Raw genomic sequence first — 23,947 nt, 5'->3', positions numbered from 1 at the left:
TTATCGCCATGGCTGGTGTGCGTGCTGTGCGAACCAAGGCGCGGATCGCCGCGTTGTTGCTGCTTGTCGGCGTGGCCGCGACCGGGTGTGGGGGCGGGGACGGCGAAACGGCGACGCGGGATCTGTGTTCCCCACCGGGCCAGAGTGCCGCCTCGGCAGCGCCGAACAATCTCGCCTCCTCGGAGACCGCGGGCACCGACCGGTACACGACGCAGACCACCGCGCCGGTCGAGTCGATCGACACGAGCAAGCTCGGCCTGCTCAACCCGGGCACGCTGAGCGTCGGCACGCTGTCGGACGCGCCGCCGAGTATCTGCGTGAACGGGCAGGGCACGTTCACCGGTTTCGACAACGAGCTGCTGAAGGCGATCGCGGCGAAACTCGGCCTGCGAGTCGAGTTCTCGGGCACCGAGTTCGCCGGTCTGCTCGCCCAGGTGTCGGGCAAGCGGTTCGACGTCGGGTCGTCCAACATCACCACCACCGACGCCCGCCGAGAGCTGGTCGGGTTCACCAACGGCTACGACTTCGGCTACTTCTCGCTGGTCGTGCCGCAGGGTAGCGCCATCAAGGGCTTCGGCGACCTGAACGCGAGCACCCGCATCGCGGTCGTGCAGGGCACGGTGCAGGACGAGTTCGTGGTGAACCAGCTGCGGCTGGATCCGGTGAAGTTCCCCGACTACAACACCGCCTACGCGAATCTGAAGTCCGGTCAGGTCGACGCCTGGGTCGCGCCGTCGGCGCAGGCCGAGGGCGCGATCAAGCCCGGTGACGGAATCGTGGTGTCGGAGAACACCTTCAGCCTGGACAACTTCGTCGGCTACGCCGTCGCCAAGAACAACCAGCCGCTCATCGACGCGCTGAACTCCGGTCTGGACGCGGTGATCGCCGACGGCACCTACGCGAGCCTCTACGCCGACTGGGTGCCGCGCGAACTGCCGCCCGGCTGGAAGCCCGGCTCCAAAGCGGCACCCGCGCCGCAACTTCCGGACTTCGCCGCGATCGCCGCCGAGAACCAGCCGGATACGACCGAGCAGGTGGCACAGAAGTCGACCTTGCAGCAGTTGAAAGACACGTTCTTCGACTGGTCGTTGTACAGCAAGGCCTTTCCCGATCTGATCAAGACCGGCCTGCCGAATACGCTGATCCTGGCGGTGGTCTCCGGCGTGCTCGGCACCGTGCTCGGCATGCTCCTCGCGGTGATGGGCATTTCCCGCACGCGCTGGCTGCGCTGGCCCGCCCGCGTCTACACCGACATCTTCCGCGGCCTGCCCGCCGTCGTGATCATCCTGCTGATCGGCCTCGGCATCGGCCCGGTGGTCCGGAACCTGACCGGCGGCAATCCGTACTGGCTCGGCGCGGTCGCGCTGGCGCTGCTCGCGGCCGCCTATATCGGCGAGATCTTCCGCTCCGGTATCCAATCGGTCGAACCGGGCCAGCTCGAGGCCGCGCGCGCCATCGGTTTCGGCTACCGCCAGGCGATGACGCTGGTGGTGATCCCGCAGGGTGTGCGCCGGGTGCTGCCCGCGCTGATGAACCAGTTCATCGCGCTGATCAAGGACTCGTCGCTGATCTACTTCCTCGGCCTGCTCGCCTCCCAGCGCGAACTGTTCGCCGTCGGCCGCGACCTCAACGCCCAGACCGGCAATCTGTCCCCGCTGGTCGCGGCGGGCCTGATGTATCTGGTGCTGACCATCCCGCTCACCCACCTGGTGAACTACATCGACAGCCGGATGCGCACCGGAAAACCGACACCCGCCGACCCGATCGAGCAGGCCGTCATCACGGAAGGACGCGGCGCATGATCGGTCAGCGCCCGGAGGCGGCAGCTTGCGTAACCACGCAGGGCGCCCGAGCATGCGAAGGAGTCACAGCATGAGTGCATCGCTGACCGGTACCGGTCTGAACCTGACGCTGGGCAACAACCACATCCTGCGCGGCGTCGACATCCACGTCGAGGCTGGGCACGCCACGACTGTCATCGGCCCGTCCGGCTCGGGCAAGTCGACGCTGCTGCGGGTGCTCAACCGGCTGCACGAACCCGATTCCGGTGATGTGCTGCTCGACGGCAAGTCGGTGCTGCGCGCTGACCCCGACAAGCTGCGTCAGCGCATCGGCATGGTGTTCCAGCACTTCAACCTGTTCCCGCACAAGACCGTCGCCGACAACGTCGCGCTCGGCCCGCGCAAGCTGCGCGGCCTGTCCGCCGAGCAGGCGCGGGCGCTGGCGCTGGAACAGCTGGAGATCGTCGGCCTGGCCGACAAGGCCGATGCCAGGCCCGGCGCGCTGTCGGGCGGCCAGCAGCAGCGCGTCGCCATCGCCCGCGCGCTCGCCATGAAGCCGGAACTGATGTTCTTCGACGAGGCCACCTCGGCGCTCGACCCCGAACTGGTCAAGGGCGTGCTCGCGCTCATGGCCGACCTCGCCTCGGGCGGCATGTCGATGATCGTGGTGACCCACGAGATGGGCTTCGCCCGCAGCGTCTCCGACAGCGTCGTGTTCATGGATCAGGGCGTCGTCGTGGAGACCGGGACCCCCGACGCGCTGTTCGACGACGCCAAGACCCCGCGGCTGCGCCGCTTCCTCGATCAGGTCCTCTGACCAGGTCTTCGGGCCGGTCGGCGGGGTCGCAGCAACGCATGCGCAACTGTTAATGTCGGACATGCTCCAGCTGCAATCGACCGGTACGAGTACAGGGAGATCCGCATGACAACGGCACACGTAGAGCACCCCGAACACACCCACGTCCACGGCCCGACCTGCGGCCATGTCGCCGTCCCGCACGGGGATCACGTCGATTATGTCCACGACGGCCACCTGCACCGCGAACACGCGGGCCACTTCGACGAGTGCGAGGTTTCGGCACACGTCGAGTGCACCGCCCACGACCACGTCCACGGCCCCGGCTGCGGTCATGTCGCGGTTCCGCACGGGGATCACGTCGACTACATCCACGACGGCCACCGCCACGCGGCGCACGACGGTCACTTCGACGAACACTGATCATCTGATTCCACCCGGGGCGCGTGCCCGGGTGGATTTCGTTTCCCCGTAATACTTCTGGCTCGACGATCGATCATCTGCCCGGATACTGTCGGTGTCCTGGCGGCCAGTGGTATGTCTGCCGATTCACGAAATGGGAGTTTTCGGCAGATGAGAACATCGGTCAGGCGCGCGTTGGCCTTCGGTATCGCCGGCAGTGTGTTGGCGGCTTGCGTAGCCACCTTCGGCGCGGGCAACGGTCTGGCGGAGGGCCGTGATCCCATCATCGAGTCGAAGAAGCTGCTCGCCTCGCCGACCACGGCCGACGGATCGCACATCATCTCCAGCCGGGTCGATGATCGCAATCTGACCATGTTCGTCTTCTCCGCCGCGATGAACAAGGGCATCACGGTGCGGGTGCAGCGTCCCAAGGACGCGTCCGAGCCACGTCCGGTGCTGTACCTCCTCAACGGCGCGGGTGGCGGTGAGGACCGGGCGACCTGGTGGCAGAACACCGATATCGGCGACTTCCTCGCTACCAAGGACGTCAACGTGGTGATGCCGATCGGCGGCGCCTGGGCGTACTACACCGACTGGCAGCGCGACGACCCGGCGCTGGGCCGCAACAAGTGGCGCACCTTCCTGCTCGACGAGTTGCCGCCGCTGGTCGACCAGGCCTTGGGTACCAACGGAGTCAACGCCATCGCCGCCAACTCGATGACCGCGACGGCCGTCTTGCAGCTGGCGGAGGCCAGGCCGGGCTTCTACCAGTCCGTCGCCGGTTACAGCGGCTGCGCGCAGATCGCTGACCCGATCGGCAAGCAGTTCACCAAACTGGTGGTGGAAACCTACGGCGGCGGCGATGTCCGCAATATGTACGGTGCCGACGACGATCCGGCCTGGGCCGCCAACGACCCGGTCGTGCACGCCGAGAAACTGCGCGGCACCAGGTTGTTCGTCTCCGACGCTTCCGGTCTACCGGGTTCGCACGACCGCATCGACGACCCGTACATGATGAACCCGACACCGTTCGGTCTGGCGAACCAGCTCGTCGTCGGCGGCATCATCGAGGCCGCGGTCAACTGGTGCACGCGCAATCTCGAGGCCAAGCTGAGCGAGCTGCACATCCCGGCGACCTTCGACCGTCAAGCCACCGGCACCCACTCCTGGGGATACTGGCGCGACGCCTTCTACCGGTCCTGGCCGGTCCTCGCCGCGGGGCTCTGCCTGCCCGAATAGGTCAGTCGGTCACGGTGGCGAAGGCGGACCAGAGCAGCGGGGAGTTCTCCGGGGCCGGGTCGCTCCGCCATGCGGCCAGCTGTGCTCGTTGCCAGGTCAGCAGGGTGGGGATGGGTGTGGGTGAATCGTGGGCGGTGTCCACGGCGCAGACGGCGGCTTGCAGCGGGTAGGTCGTGGTGTCGGTGAGGGTGTGGAAGGCGTGGTCGGTGGGCAGCGGCCAGCGGGTCGCCGTCACCAGTTCGGCGCCGGCGGACAGCGCCGCGGTGGTGAGCCCGAGAGCTTCGGTGAAGCGCAGGTCGCCGCCGCTTTCGCAGGCGATGAGGGCGACGCGGCTCGGCATCGGCCACAGTGTTCGGCCCGGCACCGGCGAGGGGTCGATGGTGTAGGTGCCGAGCAGGAGGTCTTTGGCCGAGAGCGGGCGGTGCGTGCGATTCGGTGCCGCGAAGCCACGGGTGTCGGCGGTGCAGCTCAGGTGCAGCTCCGCGTGCTCGCTCTCGCCGGATTCCGGTGCGGGAGAGGTGACGTGGCCGACGTAGACGAGTCTGCTCGCGCCCGCTCTGAGTACCTCCGATAGCCAGGTGCGATCGGTATCGGTTCGGCGGAACAGGTCGACGGAATCGGCGACCGTGGGCACCACTCGGTCGCGATAATTCCGGAAGTGCTGGGCCACCAGGGTTTCCGCGCTTGGCCTGCCCAGTACGGAACCGAGCTCGGAGTCGGCTCTGAACCCGGGAACACGGGGATCGAGTACCGCTACGACCGGCAGCTCGCGAGTATCGCTCCAGCGGTGCACGATTCGCTCCGGCGAGTGGACCACCGACACCGGGGCGAGCAGGCTGACATCGGCGATATCGAGCAGCCGGATCTGTGGATCGGGCGCGATGATCTCCCACGGCACCTGCGCCAACCGCGGGGACGGCTGAATCCGCAGATGTGGCCGAACTCCGCGCTGCGACAGTTCGTAGAGCTGCACTGCCAATCCGTACGGCAGCAGGGTGCGTGACAGCGCTTGCGCCAGCCGGTTTTCCGCATCGGGTTCGGCGAGCGCGCCCGTGGTCAGCACCCGCCGCAGGTCATCGGGCCGCGACGGATTCGGCACCGCGTCGGCCAGCAGTCGCAACGTCGCCCGGACGTCGTCCTGGGGGACCATGCCCACCCCGCGCGCCAGCGCGTCGTCGGCCCAGCGCCAGGACACGTAGACATCGCCCGCGTCGGCCATTCGAATGAACGCGGTCGGTGCCTTGTGAGCTGGATCCGTGAACTCGTTCGCCGGCGGCGGTGTCATAGCGCGATCACCCGCTCGTCGCGGACGGGGCGACCGTAGCGCTGCTCCGCGTACGAGATGAACTCCGCGAGGACTATTCGGCCATCCGCTGCCAGTCGAGGTGGGGGAGCGACGGGGATTCCGGCCGCGGCGGCGACGTCGGCGAGTGCCGCGCCCAGTTGCAGTGCGGGAGTGGTGATCTGTTCGATGGGTGTGGGATCCGACAGCTGGAACTCGAGCGTGGGCGCGGTCGTCTCCGCGAATGCGGCGGGATCGAGAGTTGTGCCCGCGCAGAGGCTGTCGATCAGGTCGCTGACCAGCTGACCATTGCCGGAGCGGGCGGCGCAGCGGAAGGCCAGGCGCATGGCGGGTTCGGCTACGGCGCGGTGCCAGTGCTCGCGCTGGTTGCCGTTGGGGAGGGTGTGGCGCACCGCGTCGATGGCCAGTGCCGAGGACACCGCCAGGGTGACAGCGCGGGCGAGCACGGCCGGATCGGGCTGCGAGTGCTGTTCCATCGTGGTGTGCAGGAGTTCGGCGTGCCAGTAGTCGAGCTGGGCGCAGTGCAGGCCGAGCCCGTGTGCGGAGTACACCGCGAACGATGCCGCGAGCAGTTTATCGGCTTGCGCGAGATCACCTTCGGCGCAGGCGACCGTCGCCAGGCGCAGCCGGACATCCGCCGCGTCCACCACGGCGCCGGTCGTATCGAAGCGCGTCAGCGCCTGCTCGTACTGCGTTCGCGCCGTAGCCAGGTCACCTCTGTTCTCGGCGAGGAAGCCCATCGTCTTGGCACCGATCCCGGACCAATGTCCCAGCTCGGCGGCCTCGAAGAACTGCTGGCTGGCGCGCAGCGGCTCCTCCGCTTCGTCGAGTCGCCCCGCTCGCACCAGCATGGTGGCCAGGTTCTGCCGCGACTCCGCGACGGAGGCAGCATCGCCCGCCGCGACGAAAGCGGCCACACCCTGCCGGGCGAAGTCGATGGCCAGTTCCCACCGGCCGGTCTCGAACGAACTTGCCGCCAGGTTCATCAAGGGGTGTCCGGCCAGTTCCGGGGCGAAACGCTCTGTCACCACGAGCGATTCGTTCGCCAGCTCACCGGCACGTGCCCACTGCTGCCGATGCAGCGCGACCGCGGTCAGCGAGAGCAGACACGCCACCCGCAGCAGACCCTGATCGGTTCCGTCGGCCAGCAGCGCACGCGCTTCCTCGAGCACTTCGTGCGCGGCATCGAAATCACCGAGGTGTTGCAGTGCCTGCGACAGATTGACCAGCGCGGCGGGGCGCTGATGCGCCGCGTCATCGGGCATGACGGTCAGCGCGCTCCGGAACAGCGTCACCGACCGCCGATGGTCACCGAGCTCGTCGGCCATACTCGCCGCATTGATGAGCGCCGCACTCCGCAACCGCGGCGGGGCACCGTCCGCGGCCTGCTCGAAGATCTCCATCGCCTCGACCACGTCACCACGCTGGTATGCCGCGTACCCCGCGGTGAGCTGCGCGTCGTCCTGGTCGGAGGGCTTACCGGTCGCTGCCATCCCTATCCCCAATCCGCGCTGTGCGCACATTCCTCGATCCCGTGGTCGCTGCGGCGATCGGTGAACGCTCAGCGCAGGTGATGGTCATCAGAAGTCCTCGTCCGTTGCGGCCGCGGCCGCTTCGGCGGTCAGGAGCGAGTCGCCGGTGTGCTCGCTGAGGCGAAGGCGTGCGAACCGCCGGATCCGAGCACGGATGTCCGACTCCTCGTGCGGACTATCCGCAGGACCGACATTGGGAACGAAAATGGTGATCTCAGGCGATGTTTCGGGCGGTCCGGGAACCTGGACGACTCCCGTCCAGGCATCGCCCCGTAGGTGCAACGGCGCCGTGAACTCCACGTCGGCCGACGGCGTCGCCCCCGCTTGGTCGGTGGGAGCAGACTGGGCCGACCGCACCCGCACAGACGGCCGAAGGTGTTCGGGTACCACACGTCGGCAGTCCGGTGCGGCAACCACACTGACCCGTACCGTCGATATCTCGGCAGTCCGCGTCACCTGCCAAGACACCGCGTTCTCGCCCGCGTCGAGAATTCCGGGCGGGCAACGCCGCCAATCCCATTCGCCACTACCGCGCGCGACAATCAGCCCACCGTCAGTCGGCGTCGATCCGCCTGCGGCCAGCGCGTAATCGTCCGCGCGGTCCGAGGTTTCGCTCAGCCCTCGGATGTCATCGCGTGCGGTTCCCCGGTCCGGTGTGTGGCTGGGGGATTCGCTCGGTCCGTGGTCGTCATCGCGTGCGGTTTCCTGGTCCGGTGTGTGGCTGGGGGATTCGCTCGGTCCGTGGTCGTCATCGCGGGCAGTCCCCCGATTCGGTGCGCGGCCGGGTGGGCTGGCCGGTAGGCGTTCGCTCTGGTCGGCGGTCCTACCTTGGTCGGCCGCTGATCCGGCATCGAGTGGTTCGAGCCCCCCGGTGTACCTGAATCCGGGCGGCCGATCGAACCAGGTCAAGGACCCGGGTCGGGTGAACGGCTCGGCGTCGGCACCATCGAGTGCGGTGTCGCAAGCGTCCGTCAGCTCGGTGATCTCGGCGGCCAGCAGATCGGGATCGAGCGCGGGAACCCCATCGACGGTCGACGCGGGCCACCACCGAGCTGCCCAGTGCGCGTAAGCAAGTCGGCGCAGGGCGTTTACCAACTCTGGTCGTGCAGGCGCGGCCGAGAGCGTGTGGTGCCTCGCGGCATCGCCATCGCGATCGGCATCGGCATCCGCGTCGGCACCGGCGAGCGAGGTGACGTGGGGAGCGGCGTCGGCGTGGAGCGCGGTATCGGCGTCGGAGAGCGCGGTGTCGGCGACGGCGAGCGCGACGTCTTCGCCGTAGACCGCCCACAGCCAGTCCTGCGCGGATTCTGGGTCGTCCAGGACGGCAGCCGGAAGAGATTGTCCGGCAAGCAGACTCCACGAGAGGTGGCCGCCGGTCACTTCCAGCACGAGAACGTCGAGGCTGGGCGTATCGTCGAGCACCGTCGGCTGCGCCCCTGCCCGCGTCGGCGCGGAGGGTTGCCCGCCGGTGGCGTCCTGCGGGACCAGCGTCACGATGCCCGCGGCCCGCTGGATGCGGATCGTCGTCATCAGCTCGCCCTCGCTTCCGCCGCCGCGTGCTCGCCCATGGTGGTGAGCGCCTGCTTCACCCTCGCCCGATGGTCCAGGATCACCGACCGCGCGACCCCGTCGAGCAGATCCCACAGCTCACCGGGTTCGACCACTGGCATCTCCCGCACGTCCCGCCCATGCAATCGGACCCACAACCTGCGCAGATAGGGCCGCCATGGGGTATGCAGCTCGGCGGCGACGGCGGCCAGCGGACCCGTCGCACCGTCGACCACATGCACCGCGTACCGCCGGGCTTGCAGCACATACGCTTCCCGCCGCCAGCGACTGTTCACCACCTCGTGCGCGCGCGACGACCCGTCGGCCGCCGTGTCCTTCGGCTCCGCGCGTGTGTCGCCACCGATCGGCGAGAACCCGAGCGCCAGTTCACAACCCGTGGCAGCGGCCACCCGAAGCGACTCGTCCAGCAGCCCCCACGGTGAACAGCTGCGGGAGATCTCGGTGGTCACCAATTCCGGGATGCCGGGGAGGTCGGTGCGGTCGATGCTGCCCTGGAGCACGGTGAAGACCCGCTCGTAGACGGTCCGGTCGAACGGCAGGCCGAGATTGGCGGTCGACGCGGAGGAGCCGAGGTCGGGGCGCTGGGGACAGGTGTGGATGGTCAGGCCGAGGTCGTCGGCGCCGTGCGCCGGGTGTGTTCGCCACAGGGCGATGCCACGGTGGGTGCCGACCTGGTCTTCGATCAGCTCGTCGAGCAGGGGGCCCGCGTCGGCGGGGTCGCCGTCGCGGGCCAGTGTGCTCGCCTCGAGCAGTTCGGTCAGCGCGGACGACAGATCGCGGGCTCCGAAATCGGACAGTGGTCGCCTGCGCCAGGCGATATCGAGCAGCGCGGTGAGCTCGGCCAGCCGATTCGGCTCGGTCACATGGGCTTTCAAGGCCGTGGTGGTGCGCCCGCCGGTGCTGTCGTGGATCTCGCGCAGCGCCGCCTCGGCCCGCGCCCGCGCGTCGAGGCCGGGCGGTCCGTGCACGGTGGCCAGTTCGAAGCAGCGCTGGAAGTACAGGTCCTGGGCATTGCCCTCTGTGATGCGCAGTGCGCGCCGTACCTGTTTGAGCACCGTGAACCAGTCCGCGCAGGCGCGCAGCGCGTCGGAGTGGGCGAGAACCAGCGAGGTCAGCAGGGTGACGCCGTCGGCGGAGAGCACGGTGCCAGCGCACAGCGGATGCTGCACCGGCCGGATGACCAGCGGATCGAGGATCAGCTTCACGGTGCGCCGCAACGGGCCGCCCTGTGGGCCGCTCAACGCCTCGACACCGTCGAGACCGCGCCACACCTCGTCGAGCACCATGGCGCGGGGTCTTCGCATTCGACCAGGTTAACGGCATTTCCGGCGGGTGACCCGGCGAAAAGTTGGGATCGGTAGGCGCCGGGAGATTTCTACCTTTCTCTCAACGGGTCACCGACCCGCTCACACCGAGAGAACGGAACACACCATGAACACCAAGCTGATCGCAGGCCTCGCCGCTTCCGCCGCCGCCACCGCGCTGTTCGTCACCGGCTGCAGCGACTCCGGCACCAGCTCGACCCCGAGCAGCACCGGCTCGGCCGCACCCGCTCCGGCCGCGGGCAAGTCCACCGCGAGCGTCGACGGCAAGGAATTCACCGCCAAGTTCGACACCACCTGCGCCAAGCAGGGCGGCACCCTCGCGCTGGCGCTGACCGACCTGGCCAACGCCACCTACGGCAACCTCTCGGTCAGCGCCTCGGTCGAGGGCGACACCGTCCAGGCGGTGGCCGTCGCGGGCACCAAGGGCGGCTCGAACGGCCTGCCCTACGCCGTCGGCTACGGCAACGGCCAGCCCGGCGGCTCGGCCACGCTCGCCAAGGACGGCAACACCTTCCGCATCACCGGCGAGGGCGTCAGCGCCCCCGACATGACCAACCCGCTGGCGGGCCCCGCCACCGCCAAGTTCGACATCACCTTCGCCTGCACCACGATCGCCTGACCCTGCCGCGACCCGGTCGCACTACTTCTCCGAGGAGGAATCATGAAATCCAAGCTCCGTGCGGCCGCGGTCGCGTTCGGAATCCTGTCCGTCGGCTACTACCTCTACTACGGCCTCACTTACACCCCCGACGAGTTCACCGGCGGCATGCTCGGCTGGGTCGGACCGCAGATGGCGCTGCCGATCATCGCCCTGACCGTCGTGCCGATGGTCTTCGCCTTCACCGGCATCCTCGAGGCCTTCACCGGCCGCAACAGCTCGGAGTTCCGCGATGCCGAGGTGGGCATCGGCACCATTACCTCGTTCCGCCAGACCGGGGTGTCGGTCAACGACCAGCCGCAGGTCAGGATCGAATTCCGGGTCGAGGGCGCGGACGGGAAGACCTTCGACTCGCACGCCAAGATGATCGTGCCGCTCACCGAGCTGGCGCTGCTGCAGCCCGGTGTCGTGCTGCCGGTCCGGTATCTGCCCGGCCGCACCGACAAGGTCGAGGTCGACCGGTCCGGTGACTCCGGCGCCGCGCAGCGGGCGATGAACGAGTCGCTCATCCGCAAGGGCATCACCACCCGCGGCAAGCTCGACATCGCCGAGCGCGGCCTGGCCGCCCAGGCGGTGGTCCGCAGCCTCGACGTCCCCGGCCGGATCCGCGGCGGGTACACCGAGATCGTGCTCGGCCTCGTGGTGACCCGCCCGGACGGCAGCACCTTCGAGACCCGCGCCGAGAAGTACCTGCCGCCATCGGCGGTCGGGCTGGTGCAGGTCGGCCGGATACTGCAGGTGCACTATCTGCCCGGCAACGAGCAGGAGGTGGTGATCGCGCTTCCGGTCAATGCCTGATGACAAGGGGACCACCCGAACTCGGCGAGGACACCACTCGCCGAGTTTTGGTCGTGTGTTCATCTTCGCTTTCCCGACGGCTCGCCTGAGCTGCTTACCGTGCCCGGAGTCCGATCTACTCAGGAGTCACCGTGAGTCCGAAACCGCTCGCCCTGTTCGTCAAGCACGACGGTCAGTCGGCACGCGCCGCCCTGACCTGTGAATACAAGTGCGGCAACGCCTGCTTCCACGAGCCGCCGAACACGTCCGAGGGCGCCTACTTCGGTGACATCGTCAGCGGCCTCAACCGCCGCGGCCTGATCAAGGGCGGCGCCGCCGCGGTGCTCGCGGTCGGCGCGGCGAGCGCCCTGGCCGCCTGTGGTGACGACAGCTCGGCGGCGAGCACGACGCCCGCCCCCACCCCGGCCGGAACCCCCGGCACCGGAACGGCTTTCACCGCCGTCGCGCCGAACAAGGAAGACGCGCTGGTGATCCCGGACGGCTACGAGCAGCAGGTCGTGCTCCGCTGGGGTGACCCGCTCTTCGCCGACGCGCCCGCGTTCGACTTCGACAAGCAGACCGCGGCGGCGCAGCTCAAGCAGTTCGGCTACAACAACGACTTCGCCGCACTGATGCCCATCGAGGGCCAGGCCAACAGCTACCTGCTCGTGGTCAACCACGAGTACACCACCGGCCCGATGATGTTCCGCGGCTACAACAAAGACGCCCCCACCGACGAGCAGATCGCGATCACCAAGGCCGCGCACGGCATGGCCGTGGTCGAGGTGAAGGGCGAGGCGGGCAGCGGCAAGCTGACCCCGGTCTTCGGCAAGTACAACCGCCGCATCACCGCCGACACCGAGTTCACCCTCACCGGTCCCGCCGCGGGCAGCGCGTTCACCGTCACCGGTGCCGACCCGTCCGGCACGAAGGTGCTCGGCACCTTCGCCAACTGCGCGGGCGGCGTGACCCCGTGGGGCACCGTGCTTTCCGGCGAGGAGAACTTCAACGGCTACTTCGCCAACGGCGACAAGGCCTCCGACCCGAAGGGGCGCGTCAAGCGCTACGGCTTCCCCAAGGGCGGCACGCCGAACCAGTGGGAGCGCACCGACAAGCGCTTCGATCTGAATCAGGAACCCAACGAGGCCAACCGTTTCGGCTATGTCGTCGAGGTGAACCCGTGGGACGCCTCGTCCACGCCGATCAAGCACTCGGCGATGGGGCGGCTCAAGCACGAGGGCGCGTCGATCTACGTCACCGAAAAGGGTGACGTCGTCTCCTACACCGGTGACGACGAGAAGTTCGACTACATGTACAAGTTCGTGTCCTCGCGCAAGATCCAGTCGGGCACCGGCGCCGCGGCGATGCGGCACAACCTGACCATCCTCGACGCGGGCACCCTCTACGTCGCCAAGCTCACCGGGGACCACGCCGACAAGATCGACGGCAGCGGCACCGTCCCCTCGGACAAGGGCTTCACCGGCAAGGGCCAGTGGATTCCGCTGCTCGAGACCGGTGACGACGGCAAGGGCAAGTCCCTGGTCGACGGCATGTCGGCCGCCGAGGTCGCGGTGTTCACCCGCCTGGCCGCCGACAAGGTCGGCGCCACCAAGATGGACCGTCCCGAGGACTTCGAGGCCAACCCGTTCACCGGCAAGGTGTACGTCGCGCTGACCAACAACGACAACCGCGCCAAGGACGACAAGCCGGGCGTCGACGAGGCCAACCCGCGCAAGCTGAACAAGAACGGCCAGGTCCTCGAGCTCACCGACAACCACACCGGCACCGACTTCACGTGGTCGCTGCTGCTGGTCTGCGGTGACCCCGCCGCCGCCGACACCTACTTCGCCGGCTTCGACAAGACCAAGGTCAGCCCGATCTCCTGCCCGGACAACCTGGCCTTCGACCCGTACGGCAACCTGTGGATCTCCACCGACGGCAACGCCCTCAAGACCAACGACGGCCTGTTCTCGGTCATCCTCGACGGCCCCAACCGCGGTGAGACCAAGCAGTTCCTCACCGTCCCCCGCGGCGCGGAGACCTGCGGCCCGATCGTCACCGAACAGCGCGTCATCGTCTCGGTTCAGCACCCGGGCGAGTCCGACGACGCCACCCCCGACAACCCGCAATCCCACTGGCCCGACGGTGGCACCGCCCAGCCCCGCCCCGCGGTCGCGGTCGTGTGGAAGAAGAACAGCGGCCGCATCGGCGTCTAACCGGCAACACCGCTGACGGAACCGTCACTCGACTGGGCGAGTGACGGTTTTGTCGTTTTCATGGCCTGAGGCCGGCTGGTCGAACACGTCGGTGGGTGCCCGTAAGTTGGTGCGGACATCGGATGACGGGAGTGGTGGGACATGGCGGCGCGCAAGCGTGAGGTGCGGTTCGAGCCCGCGGTGGCGGCGCTTGGTGGGTTGCGGGCCGCGGTGGCGGGGGACGATCCGGCTGACGATCTCAGCGTGACCGGTGTCGAATATCGCGGGGCCGATTTCGCCGAGGTTCACGTGTACGGGCTGAGTGCCGAGGGCTGTTTGTTCGACAGTGTGCGGTTTCCGAGCACCCTGCGTCAGGCCACGATTACCGAATCCGCGCTGCGGGTGTGCGATCTCGCCAATGTGCAGGCCGACGACTCCTCGATGTTCGAGACCGAGATCGCGCACGGCAGGCTCACCGGATTGTCCTGGACCGCAGGCGTTTTGCGCGATGTGCTGATCGATTCGACACGCGCGGATATGGCCTCGTTCGCCGAGTCCCGGTTGCGCACGGTCGTTTTCCGGGACTGTGATCTGCGCCAGGCCGATTTCCAGCGCACCGAGTTCCGCAATGTCCGCTTCGAGCGGTGCAATCTCACCGGTGCCAGGTTCTCCGATTCCCGGCCCCAGCAGAACCTGCGTTTCGAGGACTGCGACCTCACCGGCGTCTACGGCCTGACCGCCCTGCGTGGCGCCACCATCCAGGGTGGTGACCTGGAATCGCTGGCCGCCACGCTGGCCCGCGAACTCGGTATCTCCGTCGAATTGCCGACCGCAGCCGGCGAGTACTGAGTCAGCCGAGCCAGTCGAGAACCGAAGCGGCGGTCCAGGATTGCTGCATGCTGCCCAGCGGCGCACCGGTGAACGGCTCGTAGTACTCGGCGAAGCTGCCGTCGGCGGCCTGGCGCAAGCCTTCCGCGCGCAGCATGTGGGCGCGTTCGGCCCAGCCGCGGCGGGCGAAGGCCCAGGAGAACAGCCAGCTCATCACCGGCCAGACCGGGCCGCGCCAGTACTCGCGTGACCGGAAGTCCTTGGCCACCGGGGAGGTCGACGGCGGCAGGGCGTAGCGCAGATCGGGGTGACCGCAGAAGCGCGGGCCCTCGAAGGTGTTGAGCAGGGCGCGCTCGGCGTGGCGCGGCAGCCCGCCGGAGAGCAGCGGCGCGAACATGGCCAGCGTCTCGGTGCCGATCCAGCGTTGCAGCCGCACGTCGTAATCCCGTGCGGCGCCGGACCGCTCGTCGGTGGTGGCGACGACGCCGGTGCGGAACCGCTCGGCCCAGCCGTGCAGTTCGCGGACGTCGGCGTGCGGCTGCTTGTACTCCTCGCCGATATCGGCAAGCACATCGCAGGCCAGCGCGAAGATCGCCGAGACGAACACGTCCTCCACGGCGAAGCTCATCACCGAGGTGAGCTGGTAGTCGTCGTAGTTCGCCCGCCGCATCTGCTCGACCAGCCACAGGTACCGGTCGTATTCGCGGTCGCTCGGCCGCTGGGTCGGGTCGGAGATGATCGCGGTGTCGGCGCGCCGGAACGGCGGCAGATCGGCGCCGGGGACCACATTCGCGTAGGCGCGGTCCCAGCGCGGCGAGTTGTCCATCCCGGATTCCCAGCCGTGGTACAGCGTGACCCGCCCGGTCTCCTTCGGGTCGCGGGCGTGCGCGAGCCAGCGGTGCCAGCGCACCAGATCCGGCCAGCGGCGGTTCAGGAATTCCTCGGCGACGGCCCTGGTCGAGCGGCCGTGCCTGCGGGAATGGTCGAGGATGCGCTGCACGGCGATGGCGTGCACCGGCGGTTGGGTGATCCCGGAGGTGTCGGGTCCGTCGGGTGCGTTGGCGGCCAGCTTGCGGCACTCCCAGCGGGCGGGCCCGGGAAAGTACCCGTCGACGCCGTTGGCGAAGACGATGTGCGGGATCATCCCGTTCTTCCACTGCGCCGAGAGCAGCGTGTCGAGTTCGACGACCGCGCGCTCCACGCTCAACGGCGCGAGCCCGACCGCGACGAACGCCGCGTCCCAGCTCCACATGTGTGGATAGAGGCGGGGCGCGGCGCTGGTCATCGTCCCCAGGTCGTTGCCGCGCAGGAGGTAGGCGGCACGGGCCGCGAGCTGCGTGGGGGTGAACCCTGGGTCGGTCATCCGTCTATTCTGCTGCGGAGCAGGGCCGATGGCATCTCGGCACGGCTGTGATGGTCAGTACCCCGCTTGACGCGGGTCGTTCTGGGCCGCCGAGCCGACCGAGCTGAGCATGGTGGTGATGCACAGTCCGACGAGCAGATTGATCGCCGCGGTCGCGATCTTGGCGTCCATGTCGGCGACCAGGGTGAACGGCAGGATGACCGCGACGGCGGTGACGAGCAGGCAGATCCAGGTGAAGAAGGTCAGCGGGCTCGGCATGGCCAGCAGCAACACCATCAGCAACGCCGTCGCCAGCAGCGCCGCGCCCGCCGCGGCCAGGGCATAGGAAGTGGTCGACACCGTGCCGTAGGCGCCCGCGCCCTCGGGCGAGAGGATCGCGATGCCGAGCACCCCGCGCACCAGCATGATCGCGACGACGACCAGCAGCGCGGCCACCACCGCGGTGCCGATACCGCCGGCCCACAGCTTGCCGATGTTGACCTTCGGTTGGGGCGGCTGTTCCTGCCCCTGGGGATGCTGTCCCTGGGGATACTGCCCCTGTCCCTGGGGATACTGCCCCTGGAGATACTGCGGGTTCGCTGGTCCGTAGTTGTACCGGGGATCGGTCATAGCCCGACGGTACTGCGCCTGTCCCTGATCTGCTGGGTAACGGTCGTGGTGTCGAGATCTGGGTGGCGCTGCGCCTGATTTGTCGGAAGCAGGCGTTCGTGCGGGGCCCGATCCGCCGAGTAGGGCGGCCGGTTAGCGTGGGACGCATGACGGTGACCAGTACTCCCGCCCCTACCGCTCTGATCACCGGTGCGAGCCGTGGCCTCGGCGCGGCGATCGCTCGTGAACTCGCGCCGACCCACGACCTGCTTCTCGGTGCGCGGTCCGCCGACGCGCTCGCGCCGATTCTCGCCGAGTTGCCCGGCGCGAGCGGATGGCCCGTCGCGCTGACCGACTACCCGGCCGTCGCCGCCGCGGCGGGTGAGATCGAGCGGCTCGACGTGCTCGTTCACAATGCGGGCATCGCCGATCTCGGGACTGTCGCCGAGTCCTCGGTGGAGCAGTGGCGCGGCACGCTCGAGGTCAACCTGATCGCGGTCGCCGAGCTGACCCGCCTGCTGCTGCCCGCGCTGCGAACCGCGAACGGTCATGTTGTGCTGATCAATTCGGGTGCTGGACTGCGCGCGAACCCGGGCTGGGGTTCGTACGCGGCGAGCAAGTTCGGCCTGCGTGCCTTCGCCGACGCCCTGCGGCTCGAGGAGCCGGCACTGCGGGTGACCTCGCTGTTCCCCGGCCGCATCGACACCGATATGCAGCGGGCGATCGTCGCCGACGAGGGCCGCGAGTACAAGCCGGAGGAGTTCCTCACCCCGGAGACGGTGGCGGGGGCCGTCCGGACCGCCGTCGACACCCCGCGCGACGGGCATCCGACCGAGATCGTGCTCCGACCGGCGTAGTCGTGCGATCGGCGCCGAAATGGTGCGAAAACTGACTGGAACGGCATCGATTGCACGATTACGCCAGTCGGCGAGCCGCCCGCGCGGCGATGTTCGGTATGTTCCGAATCGCGTGCCCAGTTGTTCAGCGGATCGACGGATTCTGTCGCTACGGTCCCGCTGATTGGTCCGTGCTCTGCCCGAGCACCTGGCGCGAGTAGGGGTTTTCGCAGGTGGAACGACGTCGAATGCTGGCACTGCTGGCCGCGGGTACCGCCGTGGCACTGACCGGCTGCGCGACCGCGGAAGGCGAGGCCGTGAACGCCGGTTCGGGCGGCGATATCCCGGCGCCGCCCGCCGGACCGGCCCCGGCCAGGGCGCTGCTCCCGCCCCCGCCGGGCGGCCCGAAGTCGGTCATCGGCCCAGGAACCATCACCGCGCTGCCCGGCCAGGGCACCAGCATGGCCCTCACCGTCGACGACGGCGCCAGCCCCGAGGTGGTCGGCGCCTACGTGCAGTGGGCCAAGGACACCGGCGCCCGCTTCACCTTCTTCGTCACCGGCTACTACGAATCCTGGACGATCCACCGCGCTGCCCTGCGCCCGCTGGTCGACTCGGGGCAGATCCAGCTCGGCAACCACACCTGGGACCACGCCGCGCTCACCAAGATCGGCGCGAGCGGCGTCGCCGACCAGCTCGGTCGCACAAAAGACTTCCTGCGCAACAACTTCGGCGTCGACGGCACCCCGTTCTACCGCCCGCCCTTCGGCTACCACAACGCCACCGTCGACAAGGTGGCCGCCGACCTCGGCTACACGGTCCCCGCCATGTGGTACGGCTCCCTGTCCGACTCGGGCCTGATCACCGAGGAATACCTGATCGAATGCGCCCGAAAGTATTTCGCGGCCCAGACCATCATCATCGGCCACGCTAACTTCCCGCCGGTCACCCACTGCTACGGCCAGCTCGTCGACATCATCAAGGAACGCAACCTGTCGCTGGTGACGTTGAACGACGTTCTCCAGGTACGAGCCTGAGGGCAGAAAGCGCGTCAGTTTACTTAGTGCGAGTATTCTTCCAGCTGTGCCCCGTATGGGAGCGGCGCGGTCGGTGGATGATCGACGGTGGCCCGACTTCATCTCGTTCGGGTTGTTGACCAGGGTATTTCCGCCCGATGTCGTCGACGCGGCGCTGGTCGAGTGCGGTCGGGTCGAACGCCGCGATCGACTGCTGCCCGCGCGATTCGTGGTCTACTACGTGCTCTCGCTGGCGCTGTTCGCTCCCTGCTCGTACGAACAGGTGATGCGCAAGGTCATGGCGGGGCTCGGGTGGGCATTGGGCTGGCCGCACCAGCGGGTGGTTCCGACGAAGGCCGCACTGTTCCAGGCGCGCAAGCGCTTGGGTCCGGAACCGCTGCGCGTGCTGTTCGACAAGGTGGCGGTGCCACTGGCCGATCCCCGGGTTCCCGGGGGTTTCTACCGATCCTGGCGGCTGATGAGCATCGACGGAAGGACCTTGGAACTGCCCGGCAGTGAAACGAATGTCGAGCAGTTCGGTTTCGCGTCGGCGGTCGGGGGCCCGGCGTTGCCCCGGCTACGGGTCATCGGGTTGATCGAATGCGGTTCGCGCGCGGTCATCGACGTCGCGTTCGGGACCTGCGGGCAAGACGAGCCGACCCTCACCGAACCCCTCGTGCGGTCACTTCGCCCAGGGATGTTGCTGCTTGCCGATCAAGCGCAGCTGTGCGAGCGTCTGTGGGACCTGTGCCGATCCTCCGGTGCGGACCTGCTGTGGCGAACGGCGTCGGATGCCGCGCTTCCGGTCGAAAAATGGTGTTCCGATGGGTCTTTCGAATCGCGGATCAGTCCGGGGACCCCGGTGCGGGTCATCGAGTATTCGCGGGCCACGTCCGGAGCGGGCACGGTCCACAGCGGGGAGCGACCCGGCCGGTTGCTGACCACCATCACCGATCCCGCGGCCGCACCCGCGGACGAGCTGGTCGGAGTACACGCACAGCAGCGGGACGTCGAGACGCTGTTCGGCGTGCTCGCGACCCATCGGCGGGGCGCGGGTGGGGTGCTGCGGTCGAAGTCGCCGGACGGCGTGATCCAGGAGCTCTACAGCTATCTGTGCGTCCATTACGCGGTTCGCAGCATGATGCAGTGGAACGGCGTTCCGGTCCTGGTCACCGGCGACACGGCACGCCGGGTTAAGTAAACGATCCTGTCGAATTCTCCTGTTGCGCACGTCACACGTGACGTGTCACAGTTCCTCCGCTCAATCGTTACCGAAAGGTAACTGTGAATGTTGGAACTGGAGTTTTTTGCATGGTCAATGTTGTTCGCACGCAGATCGCTGCGGTTATCACGACGGCTATTACGGTCGGCCTCGCCCTGGTGGCGGCCGCCCCGGTCCAGGCGACACCGGGTCTCAGCCCGTATGTCGCGATGGGCGACAGCTACAGCGCGGGATCTGGCATCATTCCGCTCGACCCCACTGTCACCCCGGTGTGCGCGCGAACCACTCGCAACTACCCGAACCTCGTGGCGCAGTCCCTCGGTCTCGCCTCGTTCACCGACGTCACCTGCGGTGATGCCGACACCTCGCACTTCTACCAGAAGCAGTGGCCGAGCCTGACCCCGCAGCTCGACGCCGTCACCGCGGACACCAAGCTCGTCACCCTGACCATCGGGGGCAACAACAACAACACCCTGATCAAGGTGATCTCCGCCTGCATCAGCGCCGGATCGGTGACCGCAGGCTTCGGCAACCCCTGCGAGGAAATCTACGGCGGCCAGTTCGTCGACGACATCCTGAACAAGACCTTCCCCGACGTGAAGAAGGCGCTCAGCGACATCCGCGCCAAGGCGCCGTCCGCGAAGGTCGCCATCGTGGGATATCCCCAGGTGATGCCGGCTGACAACAGCAACTGTTTCCTGAAGATGCCCATCGCCAAGGGAGATGTCCCGTACATCAACAACATCCAGGGCACGCTCAACAGTGTCGTCAAGCGCGCCGCCGACGAGACGGGCGCGACCTTCGTCGACATGTCGAGTTCTGTCGGCCACGACTCGTGCAAGCCGATCGGCACCCGCTGGGTCGAGCCTGCGGTGTGGGGCCTGAACTTCGTGCCGATTCATCCGAACGCGACCGGTATGCAGAAGATGGCCGACCAGGTGCTGGCGGCGATCCGCTGACACCATGATAGGGGCGGTCCCTGGTGCGCCACGGCGACCAGGGACCGCCTTCATCGTTGCCGAGGGGCAGCTGCCCCTCGGCGCGAGCCGGATGTCAGGGGACGATGTTGACCATCTTTCCCGGGACCACGATCACCTTGCGGGGTGCTTGACCTTCGAGCAGCGCGACGACCTTCTCGTCGGCCAGTGCCGCGGCCTCGATCGTGGCCGGATCGGCATCGGCGGGGACCTGGATGCGGCTGCGCACCTTGCCCTTCACCTGGATCGGGTACTCGACCGAATCCGCCACCAGCAGTGCGGGATCGGCGATCGGGAACGGGCCGTGGGCCAGGGCGGTGGTGTGGCCGAGGCGCTCCCACAGTTCCTCGGCGATGTGCGGGGCGAGCGGAGCCAGCATCAGCACCAGGGGTTCCACGGCGGCGCGCGGGGCGCCGTCGGGGTAGTTCTTGGTGAGGTGGTTGGTCAGCTCGATGAGCTTGGCGCCCGCGGTGTTGTCGCGCAGGGCGGCCAGGTCCTCGTCGACACCGGCGATGGTGCGGTGCACCAGGCGCAGGGTCTCCTCCGACGGCGCGGCGTCGGTGGCCTTCACCGCGCCGGTCTCCTCGTCGATCGCCAGGCGCCACACGCGCTGCAGGAAGCGGTGCGCGCCGACGACGTCCTTGGTCGCCCACGGCCGCGAGGTGTCCAGCGGACCCATCGACATCTCGTAGAAGCGGAAGGTGTCGGCGCCGTACAGATCGCACATCTCGTCGGGCGAGATGGCGTTCTTCAGCGACTTGCCGATCTTGCCGTACTCCTGGGCGACCTCGATCTCGACGCCGTCGGGCCCGGTCCAGAAGAACTTCGCGTCGCGCTCGACGACCTCGGCGGCGGGCACGTAGGCGCCACGGGAGTCGGTGTAGGCGTAGCCCTGCACGTAGCCCTGGTTGTAGAGGCGGCGGTAGGGCTCGCTGCCGGACACGTCACCCAGGTCGAACAGCACCTTCTGCCAGAACCGCGCGTACAGCAGGTGCAGCACCGCGTGCTCCACGCCGCCGACGTACAGGTCGACACCGCCCGGATCGTTCGGGCCGTGCTCGGCCGTGCGCGGGCCGAGCCAGTACTTCTCGTTCTCCTCGGCGCAGAACGTCTCGGCATTGGCCGGGTCGGCGTAGCGCAGCTGGTACCAGGAGCTGCCTGCCCAGTTGGGCATGACATTGGTGTCGCGGCGGTACTTCTTCGGCCCGTCGCCCAGGTCGAGCTCGACGTGCACCCAGTCGGTGGCCTTGGCCAGCGGCGGGGACGGCTCCGAACTCGCGTCGTCCGCGTCGAAGGTGACCGGCGCGAAGTCCTCCATCTCCGGAAGTTCCACGGGCAGCATGGATTCCGGCAGCGCGTGCGCGACACCGTCGGCGTCGTAGACGATCGGGAACGGCTCGCCCCAGTAGCGCTGACGCGCGAACAGCCAGTCGCGCAGCTTGTACTGGACGGTGCCGGTGCCGTGGCCCTCGGCCTCCAGGTGACCGATCATGGTCGCCTTGGCCTCGTCGACCGAAAGCCCGTTCAGGAAGCCGGAATTCACCAGCTCGCCGTCGCCTGCGTGCGCGGAATCGGTGACGTCGCCGCCCGCGATCACCTCGATGATCGGCAAGCCGAGCGTGGTGGCGAACTCCCAGTCGCGATGGTCGTGCCCTGGTACGGCCATGATCGCGCCGGTGCCGTAGCCGCTGAGCACGTAGTCGGCGATGAAGATCGGGACCTGCTTGCCGTCGGCCGGGTTGGTCGCGTAGGAGCCGAGGAAGACGCCGGTCTTCTCCTTGTTCTCCTGGCGCTCCAGATCGGACTTGGCCGCGATCGACTTGCGGTACGCCGCAACGGCTTCCGCCGGGGTCGCCGCGCCGCCGTTGGTCCAGGCGGCCACGGTGCTGTCGGGCCACGCGGCGGTGGTCAGCTTGTCGACCAGCTCGTGCTCGGGAGCGAGCACCAGATAGGTCGCGCCGAACAGGGTGTCGGGGCGGGTCGTGAACACCTCGATGGTCTCGCCGTCGGGCGCATCGAAGCGCACCTGCGCACCGCGCGAGCGCCCGATCCAGTTGCGCTGCATGGACTTCACGTTGTCCGGCCAGTCCAGCTCATCCAGGTCGTCGACCAGGCGATCGGAGTAGGCGGTGATCCGCATCATCCACTGCCACATGCGCTTACGGAACACCGGGAAGTTCCCGCGCTCGCTGCGGCCGTCGGCGGTGACCTCTTCGTTGGACAGCACGGTGCCGAGGCCGGGGCACCAGTTGACGATCGAATCCGACTGGTACACCAGGCGATACGAGTCGATCAGGGCGCTGCGCTCGGCCGCGCTCATGGTGTTCCAGTCGCCCTCGGGGACCGCACGCACGCCGGTGGCGAACTGCTCTTCCAGCTCGGCGATCGGTCGGGCCCTGCCTGCCTCCTGGTCGTACCACGCGTTGTAGATGCGCAGGAAGATCCACTGCGTCCACCGGTAGTACTCGGGGTCGGTGGTGGCGAAGGAACGGCGCGGGTCGTGGCCGAGGCCGAGCCGGTCCAGCTGACGCTGCATGGTCGCGATATTGGCCTCGGTGGTCACCCGCGGGTGCGCGCCGGTCTGCACCGCGTACTGCTCGGCGGGCAGGCCGAAGGCGTCGTAGCCCAGCGCGTGCAGCACGTTGCGGCCGTGCATGCGGTGATAGCGGCCGAAGACGTCGGTGGCGATATAGCCGAGCGGGTGGCCGACGTGCAGGCCCGCGCCCGAGGGGAACGGGAACATGTCCTGGATGAACAGCTTGTCCGCCGGCGTCTCGCCGGCGAGTGGGCCGACCGGGTTGGGCGCGTGGAAGGTGCCGCGCTCGGTCCAGTTCTGCTGCCAGCGCCGCTCGATCTGTCCTGCCAGCTCGGCGTTGTACCGGTGCTGAGGTACGTCACTCTCGGTTGCACGAGTGTCCTGCACGGTCCTGCCTTCTTGTTCTCGCCGATCCCCGGTAAACATCGTCTAACAGGGTAGAACGTCGGTGCCAGGTGATTTCCCACGGGCACTGCGGTGTGTGGGCGGTCACCTCGGCGGGGAGCGCTCGATCCGGCGTCCGCGCCGGTGCGCTAGCCTGCAGGAATGGTCGTCGTCGCTCCCCTGCTGTTCGCGCTGGCCGCGGTCGCCATCGTGACCGGTGTGCTCGGACTGCTCGGCAAACTGCCCCGCAACCGTTTCCTCGGTGTCACCACCGAGGCCGCCCTGCACAGCGACGACAACTTCCGCATCGCCAACCGCATCGCCGCGCCCACCTCGGTCGGTGCGGGCGCGCTGCTGTTCGCCGGTGGACTGGTCGCCCTCGTCGCGGGTGGTCTCGTCGGATTCGGCGTCGCCGTCATGGCCGCTGTGATCGCCATCTTCACCCTGGGCGCGGGCGCCAACGCCGCGGCCCGGACCGTCGAGCCCCTGATGCCGCCCGCTCCGGTTGGTGGCTGCGGTTCCTCCTGCGGTGGCTGCTCGCTGCGCGACACCTGCGCCCCCGCCAACTGAGCCTTCCGCGTTCGGTTCTGGCCGCCTGTCTCCTCCTCCGGTACAACTGG

The 23,947-nt window shown here is 68.3% G+C and carries 20 protein-coding genes; 13 read left to right on the top strand and 7 right to left on the bottom strand.

The window, feature by feature from the left end; genetic code table 11:
• Window positions 1-8 precede the first annotated feature (8 nt).
• The 4 genes from ACFWF2_RS07670 (at window position 9) to ACFWF2_RS07655 (ending at window position 4,218) form a co-directional block, all read left to right on the top strand.
• Window positions 9-1,802 (top strand): ABC transporter substrate-binding protein/permease, encoded by a 1,794-nt coding sequence (locus tag ACFWF2_RS07670; RefSeq protein ID WP_379305683.1) that lies wholly within the window; start codon window positions 9-11, stop codon window positions 1,800-1,802.
• A 70-nt stretch (window positions 1,803-1,872) separates the two neighbouring features.
• Window positions 1,873-2,598 carry an amino acid ABC transporter ATP-binding protein gene (locus ACFWF2_RS07665; RefSeq protein ID WP_379305681.1) on the top strand — a complete coding sequence of 242 codons (726 nt, stop codon included), beginning with the start codon at window positions 1,873-1,875 and terminating at the stop codon, window positions 2,596-2,598.
• 105 nt (window positions 2,599-2,703) lie between these two features.
• A complete protein-coding gene (locus tag ACFWF2_RS07660) occupies window positions 2,704-3,000 on the top strand; it encodes a hypothetical protein (RefSeq protein WP_379305679.1) in 297 nt (98 codons plus the stop codon).
• A 150-nt stretch (window positions 3,001-3,150) separates the two neighbouring features.
• A complete protein-coding gene (locus ACFWF2_RS07655; RefSeq protein ID WP_379305677.1) occupies window positions 3,151-4,218 on the top strand; it encodes an alpha/beta hydrolase in 1,068 nt (355 codons plus the stop codon).
• Window position 4,219: 1 nt separating this feature from the next.
• Here the strand turns inward: ACFWF2_RS07655 and ACFWF2_RS07650 are convergent, their stop codons facing one another.
• The 4 genes from ACFWF2_RS07650 to ACFWF2_RS07635 form a co-directional block, all read right to left on the bottom strand.
• Window positions 4,220-5,437: a CHAT domain-containing protein gene (locus tag ACFWF2_RS07650; RefSeq protein ID WP_379305675.1), complete on the bottom strand. Its 1,218-nt coding sequence runs from the start codon at window positions 5,435-5,437 to the stop codon at window positions 4,220-4,222.
• A 62-nt stretch (window positions 5,438-5,499) separates the two neighbouring features.
• Window positions 5,500-7,014, bottom strand: coding sequence for a tetratricopeptide repeat protein (locus tag ACFWF2_RS07645; RefSeq protein WP_379305673.1), 1,515 nt, complete (start codon window positions 7,012-7,014; stop codon window positions 5,500-5,502).
• Between the two features lie 87 nt (window positions 7,015-7,101).
• Complete coding sequence (locus tag ACFWF2_RS07640) at window positions 7,102-8,583, bottom strand: hypothetical protein (RefSeq protein ID WP_379305672.1); 1,482 nt, start codon at window positions 8,581-8,583, stop codon at window positions 7,102-7,104.
• Complete coding sequence (locus ACFWF2_RS07635; RefSeq protein ID WP_379305731.1) at window positions 8,583-9,908, bottom strand: hypothetical protein; 1,326 nt, start codon at window positions 9,906-9,908, stop codon at window positions 8,583-8,585. The genes ACFWF2_RS07640 and ACFWF2_RS07635 overlap by 1 nt, the downstream gene beginning before the upstream one ends.
• 145 nt (window positions 9,909-10,053) lie before the next feature.
• On the opposite strand from ACFWF2_RS07635, the gene ACFWF2_RS07630 reads away from it, so the two are divergent.
• From ACFWF2_RS07630 to ACFWF2_RS07615, 4 genes are all read left to right on the top strand, one after another.
• Entirely contained in the window at window positions 10,054-10,566 is a 513-nt protein-coding gene (locus ACFWF2_RS07630) for a lipoprotein LpqH (protein WP_379305670.1), read from the top strand.
• 42 nt (window positions 10,567-10,608) lie between these two features.
• Window positions 10,609-11,403, top strand: coding sequence for a hypothetical protein (locus ACFWF2_RS07625; protein WP_379305668.1), 795 nt, complete (start codon window positions 10,609-10,611; stop codon window positions 11,401-11,403).
• A 131-nt stretch (window positions 11,404-11,534) separates the two neighbouring features.
• Window positions 11,535-13,598 carry a PhoX family protein gene (locus ACFWF2_RS07620; protein WP_379305666.1) on the top strand — a complete coding sequence of 688 codons (2,064 nt, stop codon included), beginning with the start codon at window positions 11,535-11,537 and terminating at the stop codon, window positions 13,596-13,598.
• A gap of 141 nt (window positions 13,599-13,739) precedes the next feature.
• Window positions 13,740-14,426, top strand: a complete 687-nt coding sequence (locus ACFWF2_RS07615; protein ID WP_379305664.1) for a pentapeptide repeat-containing protein — start codon at window positions 13,740-13,742, stop codon at window positions 14,424-14,426.
• 1 nt (window position 14,427) lies between these two features.
• Here ACFWF2_RS07615 and ACFWF2_RS07610 read toward each other — a convergent pair whose 3' ends face one another.
• Both ACFWF2_RS07610 and ACFWF2_RS07605 read right to left on the bottom strand, forming a co-directional pair.
• The gene (locus tag ACFWF2_RS07610) at window positions 14,428-15,768 is read right to left on the bottom strand and encodes an amylo-alpha-1,6-glucosidase (RefSeq protein ID WP_379305662.1); all 1,341 of its coding nucleotides are present in this window, start codon (window positions 15,766-15,768) and stop codon (window positions 14,428-14,430) included.
• A gap of 54 nt (window positions 15,769-15,822) precedes the next feature.
• A complete protein-coding gene (locus ACFWF2_RS07605; RefSeq protein ID WP_379305660.1) occupies window positions 15,823-16,377 on the bottom strand; it encodes a DUF6069 family protein in 555 nt (184 codons plus the stop codon).
• Between the two features lie 146 nt (window positions 16,378-16,523).
• On the opposite strand from ACFWF2_RS07605, the gene ACFWF2_RS07600 reads away from it, so the two are divergent.
• From ACFWF2_RS07600 to ACFWF2_RS07585, 4 genes are all read left to right on the top strand, one after another.
• Window positions 16,524-17,213 (top strand): SDR family oxidoreductase, encoded by a 690-nt coding sequence (locus ACFWF2_RS07600; RefSeq protein WP_379305658.1) that lies wholly within the window; start codon window positions 16,524-16,526, stop codon window positions 17,211-17,213.
• A gap of 227 nt (window positions 17,214-17,440) precedes the next feature.
• Complete coding sequence (locus ACFWF2_RS07595) at window positions 17,441-18,229, top strand: polysaccharide deacetylase family protein (RefSeq protein ID WP_379305729.1); 789 nt, start codon at window positions 17,441-17,443, stop codon at window positions 18,227-18,229.
• Window positions 18,230-18,284: 55 nt separating this feature from the next.
• Window positions 18,285-19,409, top strand: coding sequence for an IS4 family transposase (locus tag ACFWF2_RS07590; RefSeq protein ID WP_379305727.1), 1,125 nt, complete (start codon window positions 18,285-18,287; stop codon window positions 19,407-19,409).
• 110 nt (window positions 19,410-19,519) lie between these two features.
• Window positions 19,520-20,389 (top strand): SGNH/GDSL hydrolase family protein, encoded by an 870-nt coding sequence (locus ACFWF2_RS07585; RefSeq protein WP_379305656.1) that lies wholly within the window; start codon window positions 19,520-19,522, stop codon window positions 20,387-20,389.
• Between the two features lie 94 nt (window positions 20,390-20,483).
• Here the strand turns inward: ACFWF2_RS07585 and leuS are convergent, their stop codons facing one another.
• Window positions 20,484-23,330 carry a leucine--tRNA ligase gene (leuS, locus tag ACFWF2_RS07580; protein ID WP_379305654.1) on the bottom strand — a complete coding sequence of 949 codons (2,847 nt, stop codon included), beginning with the start codon at window positions 23,328-23,330 and terminating at the stop codon, window positions 20,484-20,486.
• A gap of 159 nt (window positions 23,331-23,489) precedes the next feature.
• Between leuS and ACFWF2_RS07575 the strand changes: the two genes are divergently transcribed.
• Complete coding sequence (locus ACFWF2_RS07575) at window positions 23,490-23,897, top strand: SdpI family protein (protein WP_379305652.1); 408 nt, start codon at window positions 23,490-23,492, stop codon at window positions 23,895-23,897.
• Window positions 23,898-23,947: the final 50 nt, after the last annotated feature.

It is taken from the genome of Nocardia sp. NPDC060259, assembly GCF_042728775.1.
Classification (GTDB): Bacteria; Actinomycetota; Actinomycetes; order Mycobacteriales; family Mycobacteriaceae; genus Nocardia.
This window is presented reverse-complemented; position numbering and strand designations above follow the sequence as displayed.

Bases quoted from the DNA above. Each gene is read 5' to 3' on its own strand.
- ACFWF2_RS07615 (WP_379305664.1), top strand. From the start codon at position 13,740: ATGGCGGCGCGCAAGCGTGAGGTGCGGTTCGAGCCCGCGGTGGCGGCG.
- ACFWF2_RS07655 (WP_379305677.1), top strand. From the start codon at position 3,151: ATGAGAACATCGGTCAGGCGCGCGTTGGCCTTCGGTATCGCCGGCAGT.
- ACFWF2_RS07645 (WP_379305673.1), bottom strand. From the start codon at position 7,014: ATGGCAGCGACCGGTAAGCCCTCCGACCAGGACGACGCGCAGCTCACC.
- ACFWF2_RS07650 (WP_379305675.1), bottom strand. From the start codon at position 5,437: ATGGCCGACGCGGGCGATGTCTACGTGTCCTGGCGCTGGGCCGACGAC.
- ACFWF2_RS07595 (WP_379305729.1), top strand. From the start codon at position 17,441: ATGCTGGCACTGCTGGCCGCGGGTACCGCCGTGGCACTGACCGGCTGC.
- ACFWF2_RS07590 (WP_379305727.1), top strand. From the start codon at position 18,285: ATGGGAGCGGCGCGGTCGGTGGATGATCGACGGTGGCCCGACTTCATC.
- ACFWF2_RS07600 (WP_379305658.1), top strand. From the start codon at position 16,524: ATGACGGTGACCAGTACTCCCGCCCCTACCGCTCTGATCACCGGTGCG.
- ACFWF2_RS07630 (WP_379305670.1), top strand. From the start codon at position 10,054: ATGAACACCAAGCTGATCGCAGGCCTCGCCGCTTCCGCCGCCGCCACC.
- ACFWF2_RS07635 (WP_379305731.1), bottom strand. From the start codon at position 9,908: ATGGTGCTCGACGAGGTGTGGCGCGGTCTCGACGGTGTCGAGGCGTTG.
- ACFWF2_RS07665 (WP_379305681.1), top strand. From the start codon at position 1,873: ATGAGTGCATCGCTGACCGGTACCGGTCTGAACCTGACGCTGGGCAAC.
- ACFWF2_RS07575 (WP_379305652.1), top strand. From the start codon at position 23,490: ATGGTCGTCGTCGCTCCCCTGCTGTTCGCGCTGGCCGCGGTCGCCATC.
- ACFWF2_RS07625 (WP_379305668.1), top strand. From the start codon at position 10,609: ATGAAATCCAAGCTCCGTGCGGCCGCGGTCGCGTTCGGAATCCTGTCC.
- ACFWF2_RS07585 (WP_379305656.1), top strand. From the start codon at position 19,520: ATGGTCAATGTTGTTCGCACGCAGATCGCTGCGGTTATCACGACGGCT.
- ACFWF2_RS07660 (WP_379305679.1), top strand. From the start codon at position 2,704: ATGACAACGGCACACGTAGAGCACCCCGAACACACCCACGTCCACGGC.
- ACFWF2_RS07640 (WP_379305672.1), bottom strand. From the start codon at position 8,583: ATGACGACGATCCGCATCCAGCGGGCCGCGGGCATCGTGACGCTGGTC.
- ACFWF2_RS07670 (WP_379305683.1), top strand. From the start codon at position 9: ATGGCTGGTGTGCGTGCTGTGCGAACCAAGGCGCGGATCGCCGCGTTG.
- ACFWF2_RS07610 (WP_379305662.1), bottom strand. From the start codon at position 15,768: ATGACCGACCCAGGGTTCACCCCCACGCAGCTCGCGGCCCGTGCCGCC.
- ACFWF2_RS07605 (WP_379305660.1), bottom strand. From the start codon at position 16,377: ATGACCGATCCCCGGTACAACTACGGACCAGCGAACCCGCAGTATCTC.